The sequence below is a fragment of the Caulobacter sp. GW821-FHT05F04 genome, from assembly GCF_059419665.1.
Genome location: NZ_JBWKSF010000010.1, coordinates 26,011 through 40,946, shown reverse-complemented (window position 1 = coordinate 40,946; position 14,936 = coordinate 26,011). Strand labels below are relative to the sequence as shown.

Sequence of the window (14,936 nt, the reverse complement as noted above, 5' to 3'; positions counted from 1 at the left end):
ATCCAAAGTCCATGACTTCCCGCGAACGCCCTCCCCAGCGCGGATCATTCTCTCTGGATTTCAGGCAAATGCGGCGCCGAGCAGCCCCTCGACGCCGCACCCACCCCCACGGATGATCTCGGCTGAAACCGTGATTTCGAATTTGTAGTATGTGATGAAATTCGTCAACGCCGCCCCGTCTCGAAGCGCTCCGAAAGCACGTGTCGTCACGGAGGTCTGGACATCTTCGCGCGACCGTGCAGGCTGGCTTCAAACAACCGTTCAAACGCCAAAACGGCATTCATAAGAGCAGGGGTCGAAACGTCATGGCCGCGATCAACGCCGTCACCGATCTTTCCGTCGAAGGCGACATCGGCGTCGTCACGCTGAACTCGCCGCCGGTCAACGCGCTGTCGGCCGCCGTCCGCGAAGGCTTGAAGGGCGCGTTCGACGCGGCCATCGCCGATCCGGCCGTGCAGGCGATCGTGCTGATCTGCGAGGGCAAGACCTTCATCGCCGGGGCCGACATCACCGAGTTCGGCAAGGCCATGACCGGCCCCAGCCTGCAGGATGTCCAGGCGGTCATCGAGAACTCGCCCAAGCCCGTCGTGGCGGCGATCCACGGCACCGCCCTGGGCGGCGGCCTGGAGGTGGCGCTGGTCGCCCACTACCGCGTCGCCGTGCCCTCGGCCAAGGCTGGCCTGCCGGAAGTGAACATCGGCCTGCTGCCCGGCGCCGGCGGCACCCAGCGCCTGCCGCGCATCGTCGGCGTCGAGAAGGCGCTGGAGATGGTCACCAGCGGCCAGCATGTGCCGGCCAAGGCGGCGCTGGCCATGGGCCTGTTCGACTCTCTGGTCGACGAAGGAAACCTGCGCGCCGGGGCCATCGCCTTCGCCAAGACCGTGCTGGCCGAGGGCCGGCCGCTGAAGAAGGTCCGCGAGCTGAACGACAAGGTCGAGGCCGCGCGCGGCAGGCCCGAGATCTTCGCCGACTTCCGCAAGGCCAACGCCAAGAAGTTCCGCGGCTTCATGGCCCCGGAGAACAACATCAAGTGCATCGAGGCGGCGGTGAACCTGCCCTTCGAGGAGGGTCTGAAGGAAGAACGCCGGCTGTTCATGGAGCTGATGACCGGCACCCAGTCGGCCGCCCAGCGCTATGTGTTCTTCGCCGAACGCCAGGCCGCCAAGATCCCCGACGTGCCGGACGACACCCCCATCATCCCGGTCAAGAAGGTCGGCGTGATCGGCGCCGGCACCATGGGCGGCGGCATTTCGATGAATTTCCTCAACGCCGGCATCCCGGTGACGATCATCGAGGCCAAACAGGAGAACCTGGAGCGCGGCGTCGGGATCATCCGCAAGAACTATGAGAACACCGCCAAGAAGGGTCGCCTGACCCAGGACGACGTCGAAAAGCGCATGGGCCTGCTGACCCCCTCGATGAACCTCGAGGACCTGGCCGACTGCGACCTGATCATCGAGGCCGTGTTCGAGCTGATGGAGATCAAGAAGGAGGTCTTCGGCAAGCTGGACAAGATCGCCAAGCCCGGCGCGATCCTGGCCTCGAACACCTCGTACCTGGACATCGACGTGATCGCCGCCAGCACGAGCCGGCCCGAGAGCGTGATCGGCCTGCACTTCTTCTCGCCGGCCAATGTCATGCGCTTGCTGGAAATCGTGCGCGGCGCCAAGACCGACAAGTCGGTGATCGCCACCTCGATGCAGATCGGCAAGAAGATCGGCAAGGTCGCGGTGCTGGTCGGCAACTGCCACGGCTTCGTCGGCAACCGCATGCTGGCCCAGCGCCAGCGCGAGGCCCAGAAGCTGATCCTGGAAGGCGCCATGCCCTGGGACGTCGACCGGGTGCTGTACGATTTCGGCCTGCCGATGGGGCCGTTCGCCATGAGCGACCTGGCCGGCCTCGACATCGGCTGGGATCCGGCCAAGACCAGTTCGTCCACCGTGCGCGAAGTGCTGTGCGAGATGGACCGTCGCGGCCAGAAGAACGGCAAGGGCTTCTACGACTACGACGAGAACCGCAACGCCAAGCCGTCGCCGGTCGTGGAAGAGGTGATCCGCGACTTCGCCGAGAAGCGCCAGATCCAGCGCCGCGAGATCAGCGATCAGGAAATCCTGGAGCGCTGCCTCTATCCGATGGTCAACGAGGGCGCGAAGATCCTCGAAGAGGGCAAGGCCATCCGGGCGTCCGATATCGATATCGTCTGGATCAACGGCTACGGCTGGCCGGTCTATCGCGGCGGTCCGATGTTCTGGGGCGAGCTGGTGGGCCTGGATAAGATCCTGGCCAAGATGCAGGAGTTCCACGCCAAGCACGGCGACGACTTCAAACCCTCGGCCCTGCTGGAGCGGCTGGTGGCCGAGGGCAAGGGCTTCAAGGACGCTTAGGGCGGCGCTGCCCCCTCCGTCGGCTTCGCCGACACCTCCCCCATAAAGGGGGAGGAGAACCGCGCCCTTCCTCCCCCTTTATGGGGGAGGTGGCCCGAAGGGCCGGAGGGGGCTGCGCAGACCTGCTATCGGAGTTACCCATGACCACCATCGCCGCCATGATGTCCGCCGACTACGGCGTGATGGGCGACATTCTTCGCCAGCGCGCCCAGGAAGGCCCCAACCATCCGGCCGTGATCATGGAGACCGGCGAGGCGGTGACCTACGCGGAATTCGACGCCCTGGTCGACCGCGTCGCCGCCGCCCTGCAGCGTGACGGGATCGCGCCGGGCGAGGCCATCGCCGTCTGCGCCCTGTCGTCGATCCCCTACGCGGCGGTGTTCCTCGGCGGCCTGCGGGTCGGCGTCGCGGTGGCCCCGATCGCGCCGTCCTCGACGCCCGAGGCCATCGCCGGCATGGTCGCCGACTGCGGGGCCAGGCTGTTCTTCCTCGACGCCGGCGTCGCCGAAGCGCAGAGGCCCGCGCCGATCCCGGTGCGCCAGATCGCCCTGGACGGTTCAGGCGCCGGCGAAGCCTTCGACGCCTGGCTGGCTCCGGAAGGCGCGACGCCGCGCCCGGTCGCGATCACGCCCGAGCATCCGTTCAACATCATCTATTCCAGCGGCACCACCGGCACGCCCAAGGGCATCGTCCAGTCGCACGGCATGCGCTGGAAGCACGTCTTCCGGGGCGACGCGGTCGGCTACGGCCCCAATGCGGTGTCCGTGCTGTCGACTCCGCTCTATTCGAACACCACCCTGGTCTGCTTCTTCCCCACCCTGGCGGGCGGCGGGACCGTCGTGCTGATGAAGAAGTTCGACGCCGGCAAATATCTGGAACTGGCCCAGAAGCACCGCATGACCCACACCATGCTGGTGCCGGTGCAGTACCGCCGCCTGATGGAGCGGCCGGACTTCGACCGCTACGACCTGTCCTCGACGCATCTGAAGTTCTGCACCAGCGCCCCGTTCGGCGCCGAGCTGAAGGCCCAGGTGCTGCAGCGCTGGCCCGGCGGCCTGGTCGAGTATTTCGGCATGACCGAGGGCGGCGGCACCTGCATCCTGATGTGCCACGAGCACCCGGACAAGCTGCACACGGTCGGCCAGCCCGCGCCGGGCCACGACATCCGCCTGATCGACGAGGACGGCGTCCAGGTCGGCCCCGGCGTGGTCGGCGAGATCGTCGGCCGCTCGGCCGCGACCATGAGCGGCTATCACGGCCGCCCGGACAAGACCGCCGAGGCGATCTGGACCTCGCCCGAGGGCTGGACCTTCATCCGCACCGGCGATGTCGGCCGCTTCGACGAGCAGGGCTTCCTCACGCTGATGGACCGCAAGAAGGACATGATCATCAGCGGCGGCTTCAACATCTATCCGTCCGACCTGGAGGCGGTGCTGGTCCAGCATCCGGCCGTGGTCGAGGCGGCGGTGGTCGGGGTGCCCTCGGACGCCTGGGGGGAGACGCCTGTGGCCTTCGTGGCGGTGAAGGGCGAGGCCGACGCCGAGGCGATCAAGACCTTCGTCAACGGCCAGGTGGGCAAGACCCAGCGCCTGGCCGATGTGAAGATCGTCGACAGCCTGCCGCGCAGCCATATCGGCAAGGTGCTTAAGCGCGAACTGCGGGACGCTTGGCAAGTTTCGGGGCAAGTTTCGGGGCAAGTTTCGCCTAGTCAGTGAACTTTTTGCCGCGACGGCGCGCCGCATTAGGCCAGGCGGAATCGATGAATACGGTTGCTTAACCATATGGTGCGGCCATGGAGGTCGCCCGGTTCGTCGTGGAATGCGTTCTAAAGCCATGCTCCCGAAGCCCGCCGCCGCCGCTCCGATCGCCGCTCCTCAAGCGAAGACGTTCATCCGCGCTTCTGGCGGCCCCATCGATTTCGACGCGGTCGCCGCCGCGCTCGGCGTCGCCGGACACAGCTCGGACCTCGATCAGCGCCTGGCCGCCCGGTTCGCCCGTCCCGTCGCCGTTCGCGCCTTCGCCGACCGCGTCGAGGCCACCGCCGCGGCGCTGAAGGCGCTGGGCGCGCGCGAGGGCGGCGTCTGCGTCGTCTCCGCCCTGGCCGATCCGGAAACCCTGGCCGGCGTCGCCGCCGCGGGGCTCAAGGCCTGGCTGGTCGATGTCGACCCGTTCAGCGCCATGTTCGACACCGGCCACCTGCGCGCGCGCCTGCCCGATGCGCCCGGCCCGCTGGAGGCCATCGTTCCCGCCGCCGCCCACGGCCGCGCGCCCGACATGCGCGCCTGGGCCGCCTTCCGCGCCGAGACCGGCCTGCCGATCCTGATCGACGCCGCCGGCGCCTTCGACGTGGTGATCGCCGCGCCGGTCCCCGTTCTCGTGGGCCTGCCCTCTGGGTCGGGCGTCTTCGTCGCCTGCGAGGACGCCACTCCGATCAACGCCATCGACGCCGCGCCCTTCTCCGGCGACGACGGCCTCGCCGCCTGGCCGGGCCTGCGCCAGCGTCTGTGCGGCACGGCCCAGCAACTGCGCGTCCTGCTGCTGGACAGCGGCGTCGGCTTCCAGCCGGGCTGGGGCATGAGCTGGATCTCGCAGACCTGCGCCCTGTCCCTGCCGACCGACGACGCCGGCGCCGTGGCCTGGAAGCTCCAGGCGGCCGGGATCCCTGCCAGCTGCTCGGTCCGCGACCGCGCCCTGGCCGCCGACGACACCCCGACCGCCGACCACCTGGCGGCCTCGACCGTGGTCATCACCCTGGATCCGGGGCTCGACATCGAGGGTCTGGACCGCCTGTGCGACGCCCTGCGCGACGCGGTGGCCTAGAGGCGGCGGCCGACTTGGCCTAAGCATCGGCGCGTATTCACGCCGAAGGTTGCGATGGCCGAAGAGTCTCAAGAGCCCCAGTCCCTGGAATCCCTGTCCCTCGACTGGGGCTTCACCCTGCCCGACGAGGTCTGGGCGATCCCCGAGGACGAGCGCGACGCGGAGGTCCGCTACAACGACGACCTCTGCCAGTGGGGCGACCGGGTTTTCATCCGCTGCATCCTGCCCGTGCCCTTGAAGGGGACGGACGACTATTTCGGCTGGGGCGCCTGGGCCGAGGTCGATGCCGAGGTCTTCGAGCGCTATCTCGACCTCTATGACGCCGACGGCCGCGAGGAGCCGCCGCACCCGGCCAAGCTGGCCAATCGCCTCGCGCCCTATCCTGGCACGACGCTGGGCACGCGGATGCTGATCCAGTTCCAGACCCCGGACGAGCGCCCGACCCTGATGCTGCTGGACGGCGACAAGAGCCGGCTGGCGCAGGACCAGCGCGACGGCATCGACGCCGCGCGGCACCACGAGATCCTGGAGATTTGCGGGGAGTAGGGCTGGCCCGCTACGCCGCGTCGATCATTCGCTTGGCGGCGCGCGCCAGCAGGCCCGAGCGTGTGAAGCCGTGGGTCTCGGCATAGGCGTCGATATCGCGAAGGGTGGTCTCGGGCAGGGTGATATTGACCCGCACCGTCCTGGGCTGGGCGGTCTTCAGGGGCACGATGATCACCGCGCCGTCGCGGTTCACGGGATTGGCCATCACCTCGTCCAGGGTCGAGGGCGCGGGAATGGACTCGCCATCCTCGACCATGCCGTCGATGTGGAAGAGCAGGGCCTCCTCGGCGTTGGCGCGGGCCTCCTCCAGGGTCGCGCCCACGCTGACGCACCCGGGCAGGTCGGGAAAGGAGACCCCGAACTCGCTGTCGGCGTCCTTGTGGATGAGGGCGATATAGCTTGTCATTGGCTCACCTCAGGATCAGGCCCGATTGCCGTTCGATCGACCGTAGCGTCCCGAGCGGAAGGTCTCGCTTGGGATGCGGAACGGTCACGCGACCGGGTTTCGTGGGGTGCTTGAACTGAGCGTGGGAGCCGCGCCGGGCCACCTCGACCCAGCCGTCGGCCTCCAGCGCGGAGATGACCTCACGACTATTCATGAGTGTGTATTTATGGGTATAATTTCTTTGCCGTCAAGGCGAGCCTAGAGCCAGCCCGTCTTCCGGAATCGCCGGTACAGCAGTCCGCAGACCACCACGATCACGGCCAGCACGCCGTAGTAGCCATACTGCCACTTCAGCTCGGGCATGTGCTCGAAGTTCATGCCGTAGATGCCGGCCACGGCCGTCGGCACGGCCAGGATGGCGGCCCAGGCGGCCAGCTGGCGGGTGATCGCGCCCTGGCGCTGCTGTTCCAGCAGGCTGGAGATCTCGAACACCGAGGTCAGCACTTCGCGCAGGCCGTCGACCAGGATCTCGGTGCGCTGGATATGATCGCGGACGTCGCGGAAATAGGGCCGCACCTCGCTGTCGATGCAGGGCAGATCGTGATGCTCCAGCGCGCTGACCACCTGGGTCATGGGCCCGAGCAGCTTCTTGAACTTCATCAGCGCCCGGCGAAGGTTGAAGATGCGGGCGATCTCGGCGCGGCTGAGGAAGGCGTCCAGCGCCCGCCGCTCGAACGCGACCAGCTCTTCCTCGATGGCGTCGACGATCGGCATGTAGCCGTCGACGATGAAGTCGAGCACCGCGTGCAGCACGTAGTCGACGCCGTGGGCCAGCAGGACCGGCGCGGCCTCGAGCTGGGCCCGCAGTTCGGTGTGGGCGCGGGCAGACCCGTGGCGGACGGTGATCAGGTGGCGTTGGCCGACGAAGAAGTCGGTCTCGCCATATTCGATGTGGTCATTGTCCAGATGGGCGGTCTTGGCCACGACGAACAACTGGTCGCCATAGACATCGACCTTGGGCGTCTGGCGCGCATTGAGCGCGTCCTCGATCGCCAGCGGGTGGAGGTGGAAGGCCTGTTGCAGCACGCGCAGTTCGGCCTCGTCGGGCTCGACAAGGCCGATCCAGACGAACTCGCCCTCGCGCGGCCGCAGACTGTCCGGATCGTCCAGGCTGACCGGACGAACGGCCTGGCCGGCGACATAGGCGCTGGCGGCGACGACACTCACTGGAAGGGGCTCACGGCTCTAGTGGGCGGCCGCGTAGGCTTCGACCTGCGCCACCCGCCGGGCCTTCTCGGCCTCGGTCAGGAAAGAGCCGGTGAAGCTGTTCTTGGCCAGGGTGACGATCTCGTCCCGCGTAAGACCGACCGCGTCGGCGGTGGCCATGTAGTTCTCCAGCAGGTAGCCGCCGAAATAGGCCGGGTCGTCGGAGTTCACGGTCGCCTTCAGGCCCAGGGAGAGCATCTTCTTGAGGGGATGGACGTCCAGGCTGGGCACGCCGCACAGCTTCAGGTTCGACAGCGGGCAGACCGTCAGGGTGGTTCCATCGGCGATCAGGCGCGCGGTCAGGGCCTCGTCCTCCAGGGCGCGGTTGCCGTGGTCGATGCGGTCGACCTTCACCACGTCGATGGCTTCCCAGACGTATTCGGGCGGGCCTTCCTCGCCGGCGTGGGCCACGATCTTGAGGCCCAGGTCGCGGGCCGCCTGGAACACCCGGGCGAACTTGGCCGGCGGGTGGCCGACTTCGGAGCTGTCGAGGCCGACGCCGGCGATCTTGTCGAGCCAGGGCTTGGCCAGTTCCAGGGTCTCGAAGGCGGCCTCTTCCGACAGGTGGCGCAGGAAGCAGAGGATCAGCTTGGAGGTGACGCCCAGCGTCTTCTCGGCCTCGTCCATGCCGGCCAGCAGGCCCTTCATCACCGTGTTGAAGGCGATGCCGCGATCGGTGTGGGTCTGGGGGTCGAAGAAGATCTCGGCGTGGGTCCCGCCGTCGGCGGCTAGGCGCTTGAAATAGGCCAGGGCCAGGTCCTTGAAGTCAGCCTCGGTGATCAGCACCCCCGCGCCCTGGTAATAGATGTCCAGGAAGTCCTGCAGGTTGGAGAAGGCGTAGGCGGCTCGGATCTCGTCCACCGACTTGAAGGGCAGGGTGATCCCGTTGCGCTGGGCCAGCTCGAACATCAGCTCGGGCTCGAGACTGCCCTCGATGTGCATGTGCAATTCGGCTTTCGGGAGGCCGCGGACAAATTCGATGGAGGCGGTGTCGATCATGCGGACGTTATGAGCCTCCCTAGCGACGCCTTTCAACTGTCATCCCAAGCTTTATGTGCAGGACCCGTCCGTCCGCCGCCAGTGCGGAGAGGACAGGCGCCTGCCTAGAGCGGTTGCGGCGTCTTCGGCGGGCCTTCCGGCAACGGAATGAACTCGTCGTGGTCCAGGTCGGGCAGCTTCATGCGGCCGGCCTTCCAGTCGGCCTTGGCCTGCTCGATGCGGTCCTTGGACGAGGAGACGAAGTTCCACTCCATGAAGCGCGGGCCGATCGGCTCACCGCCCAGCAGCATGACGGTCGAGCGCTCCAGCGCCTTGAACACCACGGTCTCGCCCGGCGCAAACACGGCCATCTGCAGGGCCGAGAGCTCGCGGCCGTCGACCTCGACCCGGCCGTCGGCGACATAGGCCGCGCGCTCGGAATATTCGGCCGGCAGGGCCGCGGTCGTGCCCGGTTCAAGCTCCCAGTGGACGTAGAACAGCGGTGAGAACACCGGCACATTGGCCTTGGCGCCGAACGCTTCGCCGGCGATCAGCCGCGCCTTCAGCCCGCCGCTCTCGTAGGACGGCAGCTCGGCCTGGCCTTCGTGGTGGCTGAAGCTGGGGGCGATCTCTTCATATTCCTTGGGCAGGGCGATCCAGGCCTGCATGCCGTCCATGCGGCCGCCCTGGCGGCGCAGGGTCTCGAAGCGTTCGGAGTGGGTGATGCCCGAGCCGGCGGTCATCCAGTTGACCTCGCCCGGCTTGATCACGGTCTCGGAGCCGACGCTGTCGCGGTGGGTGATCTCTCCCTGGAACAGGTAGGACAGGGTGGAGAGGCCGATGTGCGGATGCGGGCGGACGTCGGCGCTCCTGGAGAAGCCCGGCGCGAAGTCGGCCGGCCCCATGTGGTCCAGGAAAGTGAACGGGCCGACCATGCGCTTGGCGTGGAAGGGCAGCACGCGGCCAACCTCGAAGTTTCCGATGTCGTGGCGGCGGGCTTCGATGACGAGGTCGATCATGGGTCGGCTCCGGGAAGGAATACGCGGAACTTAGCTGGGACAAGACCGCCGCGTCTTGTGCAAAGCCGGCAATGCAAGGTTCGCGTTTTTGATCCCTACAGCGTGTCGGCGGCCTTCTTCAGCGGCAGCAGCGCCAGCAGGCTGATCGCGCCCGCGCCGGCGAGATACAGGCCGACCAGCTTCAGGCCGCCATGGGTGGCCAGGGCCTGGGCGATGGCCGGGGTCATGCCGCCGCCGATCACCCCGCCGACATTGAAGGCGATCGACGAGCCGGTATAGCGCACCCGCGCCGGAAACAGGCTGGGCAGCCAAGCCCCCAGCGGGCCATAGACCAGGCCCATGACCACCAGGGCCAGGGACAGAAAGACGCCGATCGTCCAGAGCGAGCCCGAGCCCATCATCGGCGCCAGGGCCGCGCCGGCGGCGATGGTCAGCAGCGAGCCGGCCATCAGCACGCGGCGGGGGCTGGTCTTGTCGGCCCAGTAGCCGGCCCAGACGATGCCGCCGGCCATGAACAGGATGGCGACCAGCAGCACGCCCAGGAACACCTGGCGGTCATAGCCGAGGGCCGTGACGCCGTAGCCCAGCGAGAAGGCGGTGGTCAGGTAGAAGAGGGCGAAGCAGGCGACGACGGCGAACGTGCCGCCGATCGTCTCGCGGGCGTGGGTCTTCAGCAGCTCGGCCACCGGCACGTGCGGCGGCGGGGCCGCGTGGGCGGCGGCCTGGAAGGCGGGGGTTTCGGTCAGCTTGAGGCGGATCCACAGGCCGACTCCGACCAGCAGGATGCTGCCCAGGAACGGCAGGCGCCAGCCCCAGGCCTGGAACTGCTCCGGCGTCAGGACGGCGCCCAGAGCCAGGAACAGGCCATTGGCGGCGATGAAGCCCACCGGCGCGCCCAGCTGCGGGAACATGCCAAAGCGCGCGCGGAAGCCGGGCGGGGCGTTCTCCACCGCCAACAGGGCCGCGCCGCCCCACTCGCCGCCCAGGCCAAAGCCCTGGCCGAAGCGCAGCAGGCACAGCAGGAACGGCGCGACCCAGCCGGCCGTGGCGTAGGTCGGCAGGAAGGCCACCAGCAGCGTCGAGCCGCCCATGATCAGCAGCGAGGCCACTAGGGTCGACTTGCGCCCGATGCGGTCGCCGAAATGGCCGAACACGATCGAGCCCAGCGGGCGGGCGATGAAGGCCACGCTCAGGCTGGCGTAGGAGGCCAGGAGCTGCATGGCCGGCGAACTGGCGGGAAAGAACAGCGGCCCGAACACCAGCGAGGCGGCGGTCGCGTAGATATAGAAGTCGTAGAACTCGACCGCCGTGCCGATCAGGCTGGCGGCCAGCACGCGTCGCGTCGACGCGCCGGCGGCGCTCGATGGGGCCATCTGGCCTCTCCCCAAGGTGTCGGAAGACCGACGCGGACGGCTCCAGGGCCGCCACGCGCCATCGTGAAGGATCAGCCCAGCGGGCTGACGTACGGACTCACCAGACCCAGCGGCACGGCCGTCGAGTTCTTGACGCCGCGGATGACGATGCGGCTCTCGATGTTGCTGACCAGACCCAGCGACAGCAGCTTCTCGCGCAGGAACTCGTCGAAGGCGCGCATGTCGCGGGTGACGATGCGCATCTCATAGTCAGCCGCGCCGGTGACGGTGGCGCACTGCACGACCTCGGCCCACTTGGCGACGGCCTGTTCGAACGTGTCCAGATTTTCCTTGGTCGGAAGGGACAGCTTGACGGTGCAATAGACCTCGAAGCCCAGACCCAGCTTCTCGCGGTCCAGGATCGTGACGCGACGCTGGATGACGCCAGCGTCTTCCAGGCGCTTGATCCGGCGCCAGCATGGGCTGGACGAGAGGCCGACCCGTTCGGCGATCTCCGCGACGGACAGTCCGGCGTCGTGTTGGATGAGATCGAGGATCTTGGCATCCACGGCGTCGAGTTGTTCGGACAAGAAATTCCTCCCCCAAGCGGGCGTTGACGCTCCAATTTTGCGCAAAGGGGGCCTGAGTCGGGCACGCCTTGGGCAAACAATTTCCGCGCTTCTATAAGATATTGCGTTACGGGCGAGAAGACCCCGGAGGAAAATTTTTGCCATGCGGCACTCTGAAGTCACTCTCGACGACAAATATGTGCTCGAAAATGGTCGAGCCTTCATCACTGGCGTTCAGGCGCTGCTGCGGGTCCTGCTGGATCGCAAGCGCCTTGATCGCCTCGCGGGCCTGAACACCGGGGGCTATCTCTCCGGCTATCGCGGCTCGCCGCTGGGCGGCCTCGACCAGCAGGCCGCGCGCATCAAGAAGCTGCTGACCGCGCACGACGTGGTCTTCCAGGAAGGCCTCAACGAGGACCTCGCCGCCACCGCCGTCTGGGGCAGCCAGCAGGCCAATCTGTTCCCCGGCGCGCTTTATGATGGCGTGTTCGGCATGTGGTACGGCAAGGCGCCTGGCGTCGACCGCACCGGCGACGTCTTCAAGCACGCCAACTTCGCCGGAACCTTCCCGACCGGCGGCGTGCTGGCGGTGGCCGGCGACGACCACGGCTGCAAGAGCTCGACCCTGCCGTCGCAGTCGGAATTCGCCTTCCAGGACTTCGAGATGCCGGTGCTGTCGCCGGCCGACGTCCAGGAGGTGCTGGACTATGGCGTCCTCGGCATCGCCCTGTCGCGGTTCTCGGGTCTGTGGACGGGCATGATCGCCCTGGCCGACACCATGGACTCGGGCGTGACCATCGACGTCTCGCTGGATCGCCACAACGCCGTCATCCCCGACTTCCCATTCCCGCCCGGCGGTCTGGGCATCCGGCTGAAGGACCAGCCGATGGAGAAGGAGCGGCGCATGCGGCTCCACAAGCTCCCGGCCGCCCTGGCCTTCGCCCGCGCCAACCACATCGACCGCGTGGTGCTGGGCGCCTCGCACGTGCGGGTGGGCAAGGCGCGCCTGGGCATCGTCTGCCAGGGCCAGGCCTACAAGGACGTGCTGGAGGCCTTCACGGCCATGGGCATGACCCTGCAGGAAGCCGCCGACCTGGGCGTCTCCATCTACAAGGTCGGCATGCCGTGGCCGCTGGAGCCGCTGGGTCTGCGCGCCTTCGCCGCCGGCCTCGAGACCCTGATGGTCATCGAGCACAAGCGCGGCCTGATCGAGCCCCAGGCGCGCGCGGCGCTGTATGACCTTCCCGCGCAAGCTCGGCCGCGCATCATCGGCAAGGTCGACGAGCGCGGCGCGCCGCTGCTCTCGGAGCTCGGCTCGTTGTCGGTGGCCGAAATCGCCCTCGCCATCTACGACCGCCTGCCGGACGGCCCGCACATGGAGCGGGCGCGCGCCTATCTGAACCGTGTCTCGGCCGCCGGCGTCGCCGCGGTCAGCCTGGCCGCCGACCAGGCCCGCAAGCCGTTCTTCTGCTCGGGCTGCCCGCACAACACCTCGACCAAGCTGCCCGAGGGCTCGCGCGCCCTGGCCGGCATAGGCTGCCACTACATGGCCGGGTTCAACGACCCGATGACCGACCTCAACACCCACATGGGCGGCGAGGGCCTGACCTGGGTGGGCGCGGCGCCATTCACCAGCGAGAAGCACGTCTTCCAGAACCTGGGCGACGGCACCTACAACCACTCCGGCTCGCTGGCCATTCGCGGCGCGATCGCGGCCAAGGCCAACATCACCTACAAGCTGCTCTATAACGACGCCGTCGCCATGACCGGCGGCCAGCGCGCCGAGAGCGGCTTCACCCCCGCCCAGATCACCCGCCAGCTGGCGGCCGAGGGCGTGACCAAGACCGTCATCGTCGTCGACGAGTTGAACCGCTACGAGGGCGTCACCGACCTGGCCCCGGGCGTCGAGGTCTTCCCCCGTTCGGACCTGATGCGCGTGCAGGAGATGCTGCGCGACACGGCTGGCGTGACGGTGCTGCTGTACGACCAGACCTGCGCCACGGAAAAGCGCCGTCGCCGCAAGCGCGGCTCCATGCCCAAGGCGACGAAGCGCGTGTTCATCAACCCGCTGGTCTGCGAAGGCTGCGGCGACTGCTCGGTGAAGTCCAACTGCGTCTCGGTCGAGCCGCTGGCCACCGAGTTCGGCCGCAAGCGCAAGATCAACCAGTCGTCCTGTAACCAGGACTACAGCTGCGTCGAGGGCTTCTGTCCCTCGTTCATCACCCTGGAAGGGGCCGAGAGCGCCCAGTCCAAGAAGACGCCGGCGGCCCTGACCGCCGAGTCGACGCCGCTGCCCGAGTTCGAGCCGCTGACCGGCGTGCGCAAGATCCTGTTCACGGGCGTGGGCGGCACGGGCGTGACGACCGTGGCCTCGATCCTGGCCATGGCGGCCCACATCGACGGCCGCGCCGGCAGCGTGGTGGACATGACGGGTCTGGCCCAGAAGGGCGGCTCGGTGTTCAGCCACGTCAAGATCGGCGAGACGGAAGAGACTATCGTCGGCGGCCGCGTCCCGGCCGCCAGCGCCGACGTGCTGATCGCCTGCGACCTGCTGGTGGCGGCCTCGCCCGAAGGCCTGTCGCTCTACGCCAAGGACCGCACCCGCGCCTTCGGCAACAGCGACTTCGCCCCGACCGCCGACTTCGTCACCAGCCGTGACGTCAAGTTCGACAGCAATGCCATGGCCCGCCGGGTGAAGGGCGCGACCAACACCTTCGACGCCTGTCCGGCCCAGCGCCTGGCCGAGACCGAGTTCGGCGACGCCATCTACGCCAACATGATCATGGTGGGCTTCGCCTGGCAGCGCGGGGTGATCCCGGTTTCCAGCCGCGCCCTCTATCGCGCCATCAAGCTGAATGGCGTCGACGCCGAGGCCAATTTGCAGGCCTTCGAACTGGGCCGCCGCGTGGCCCACGACCCGACCTCGATCGCCGTCAAGGACGACAAGGTCGCCACGCCCGAGACCATGCCGCTGGACGACCTGATCGCCCACCGCATCAAGGAGCTGACGGCCTACCAGAACGCCGCCTACGCCCAGCGCTACGCCGACAAGGTGGCCAAGGTCCGCGCGGCCGAAGCCGGCATTGGCGGCGAGGCCCTGACCCGCGCGGCGGCGATCAATCTCTACAAGCTGATGGCCTACAAGGACGAGTACGAGGTCGCTCGTCTGTATACTGATGGTCGCTTCAAGGCCGAGCTGGCCGGGACCTTCAAGGGCGGCAAGGCCAAGGTCTGGCTCTCGCCGCCGCTGCTGGCCCCCAAGGGGCCGGACGGCAAGCCCAAGAAGATCGCCTTCGGCGGCTGGATGCTCGACGCCGCCTTCCCGATGATGGCCAGGATGAAGGGCCTGCGCGGCGGCGCGCTCGACGTCTTCGGCCACACCGAGGAGCGCAGGATGGAGCGCGGCCTGATGGCGTCCTACGAGACGACCCTCGACCGCCTGGCCGCCAGCCTCTCCCCGGAGAGCCTGCCGCTGGCGGTGAAGATCGCCGAGATCCCGCAGCAGATCCGCGGCTACGGCCACGTCAAGGACGCCTCGGTGGTCACGGCCAAGGCGGCGGAGGCCAAGCTGTGGGCGCAGTGGGGCGGTAGCTGACCACCGTATCGTGGCGGGAAGT

General features: G+C 67.9%; 12 protein-coding genes. 5 read left to right on the top strand and 7 right to left on the bottom strand.

Annotation, left to right across the window (positions count from 1 at the left end; genetic code table 11):
* Positions 1–305: 305 nt before the first annotated feature.
* The 4 genes from AC07R7_RS22500 (at position 306) to AC07R7_RS22485 (ending at position 5,750) form a co-directional block, all read left to right on the top strand.
* Positions 306–2,384: a 3-hydroxyacyl-CoA dehydrogenase NAD-binding domain-containing protein gene (locus AC07R7_RS22500; RefSeq protein WP_494636655.1), complete on the top strand. Its 2,079-nt coding sequence runs from the start codon at positions 306–308 to the stop codon at positions 2,382–2,384.
* Positions 2,385–2,524: 140 nt separating this feature from the next.
* Complete coding sequence (locus AC07R7_RS22495) at positions 2,525–4,099, top strand: class I adenylate-forming enzyme family protein (protein ID WP_494636654.1); 1,575 nt, start codon at positions 2,525–2,527, stop codon at positions 4,097–4,099.
* Between the two features lie 118 nt (positions 4,100–4,217).
* On the top strand, positions 4,218–5,204 hold the full coding sequence (locus tag AC07R7_RS22490; RefSeq protein WP_494636653.1) for a DegT/DnrJ/EryC1/StrS family aminotransferase: 987 nt from the start codon (positions 4,218–4,220) through the stop codon (positions 5,202–5,204).
* Positions 5,205–5,258: 54 nt separating this feature from the next.
* Entirely contained in the window at positions 5,259–5,750 is a 492-nt protein-coding gene (locus AC07R7_RS22485; protein ID WP_494636652.1) for a DUF2199 domain-containing protein, read from the top strand.
* Positions 5,751–5,760: 10 nt separating this feature from the next.
* Here AC07R7_RS22485 and AC07R7_RS22480 read toward each other — a convergent pair whose 3' ends face one another.
* From AC07R7_RS22480 to AC07R7_RS22450, 7 genes are all read right to left on the bottom strand, one after another.
* Complete coding sequence (locus AC07R7_RS22480; protein WP_494636651.1) at positions 5,761–6,156, bottom strand: type II toxin-antitoxin system HicB family antitoxin; 396 nt, start codon at positions 6,154–6,156, stop codon at positions 5,761–5,763.
* Between the two features lie 4 nt (positions 6,157–6,160).
* On the bottom strand, positions 6,161–6,349 hold the full coding sequence (locus AC07R7_RS22475; protein ID WP_004620875.1) for a type II toxin-antitoxin system HicA family toxin: 189 nt from the start codon (positions 6,347–6,349) through the stop codon (positions 6,161–6,163).
* Between the two features lie 44 nt (positions 6,350–6,393).
* Positions 6,394–7,362 (bottom strand): magnesium/cobalt transporter CorA, encoded by a 969-nt coding sequence (corA, locus tag AC07R7_RS22470; RefSeq protein ID WP_494636650.1) that lies wholly within the window; start codon positions 7,360–7,362, stop codon positions 6,394–6,396.
* A gap of 18 nt (positions 7,363–7,380) precedes the next feature.
* Complete coding sequence (locus AC07R7_RS22465; RefSeq protein WP_494636649.1) at positions 7,381–8,400, bottom strand: adenosine deaminase; 1,020 nt, start codon at positions 8,398–8,400, stop codon at positions 7,381–7,383.
* Between the two features lie 104 nt (positions 8,401–8,504).
* Entirely contained in the window at positions 8,505–9,398 is an 894-nt protein-coding gene (locus AC07R7_RS22460) for a pirin family protein (protein WP_494636648.1), read from the bottom strand.
* Between the two features lie 95 nt (positions 9,399–9,493).
* Positions 9,494–10,771: an MFS transporter gene (locus AC07R7_RS22455; RefSeq protein WP_494636647.1), complete on the bottom strand. Its 1,278-nt coding sequence runs from the start codon at positions 10,769–10,771 to the stop codon at positions 9,494–9,496.
* 71 nt (positions 10,772–10,842) lie between these two features.
* On the bottom strand, positions 10,843–11,340 hold the full coding sequence (locus AC07R7_RS22450) for an Lrp/AsnC family transcriptional regulator (protein ID WP_125155882.1): 498 nt from the start codon (positions 11,338–11,340) through the stop codon (positions 10,843–10,845).
* A 142-nt stretch (positions 11,341–11,482) separates the two neighbouring features.
* On the opposite strand from AC07R7_RS22450, the gene AC07R7_RS22445 reads away from it, so the two are divergent.
* Positions 11,483–14,914 (top strand): indolepyruvate ferredoxin oxidoreductase family protein, encoded by a 3,432-nt coding sequence (locus tag AC07R7_RS22445; RefSeq protein ID WP_494636646.1) that lies wholly within the window; start codon positions 11,483–11,485, stop codon positions 14,912–14,914.
* Positions 14,915–14,936 lie beyond the last annotated feature (22 nt).

What these genes read in the sequence shown, in the direction of transcription:
- AC07R7_RS22500 (WP_494636655.1), top strand. Translation starts at nt 306, where the DNA reads ATGGCCGCGATCAACGCCGTCACCGATCTTTCCGTCGAAGGCGACATC.
- AC07R7_RS22495 (WP_494636654.1), top strand. Translation starts at nt 2,525, where the DNA reads ATGACCACCATCGCCGCCATGATGTCCGCCGACTACGGCGTGATGGGC.
- AC07R7_RS22490 (WP_494636653.1), top strand. Translation starts at nt 4,218, where the DNA reads ATGCTCCCGAAGCCCGCCGCCGCCGCTCCGATCGCCGCTCCTCAAGCG.
- AC07R7_RS22485 (WP_494636652.1), top strand. Translation starts at nt 5,259, where the DNA reads ATGGCCGAAGAGTCTCAAGAGCCCCAGTCCCTGGAATCCCTGTCCCTC.
- AC07R7_RS22480 (WP_494636651.1), bottom strand. Translation starts at nt 6,156, where the DNA reads ATGACAAGCTATATCGCCCTCATCCACAAGGACGCCGACAGCGAGTTC.
- AC07R7_RS22475 (WP_004620875.1), bottom strand. Translation starts at nt 6,349, where the DNA reads ATGAATAGTCGTGAGGTCATCTCCGCGCTGGAGGCCGACGGCTGGGTC.
- AC07R7_RS22465 (WP_494636649.1), bottom strand. Translation starts at nt 8,400, where the DNA reads ATGATCGACACCGCCTCCATCGAATTTGTCCGCGGCCTCCCGAAAGCC.
- AC07R7_RS22460 (WP_494636648.1), bottom strand. Translation starts at nt 9,398, where the DNA reads ATGATCGACCTCGTCATCGAAGCCCGCCGCCACGACATCGGAAACTTC.
- AC07R7_RS22455 (WP_494636647.1), bottom strand. Translation starts at nt 10,771, where the DNA reads ATGGCCCCATCGAGCGCCGCCGGCGCGTCGACGCGACGCGTGCTGGCC.
- AC07R7_RS22445 (WP_494636646.1), top strand. Translation starts at nt 11,483, where the DNA reads ATGCGGCACTCTGAAGTCACTCTCGACGACAAATATGTGCTCGAAAAT.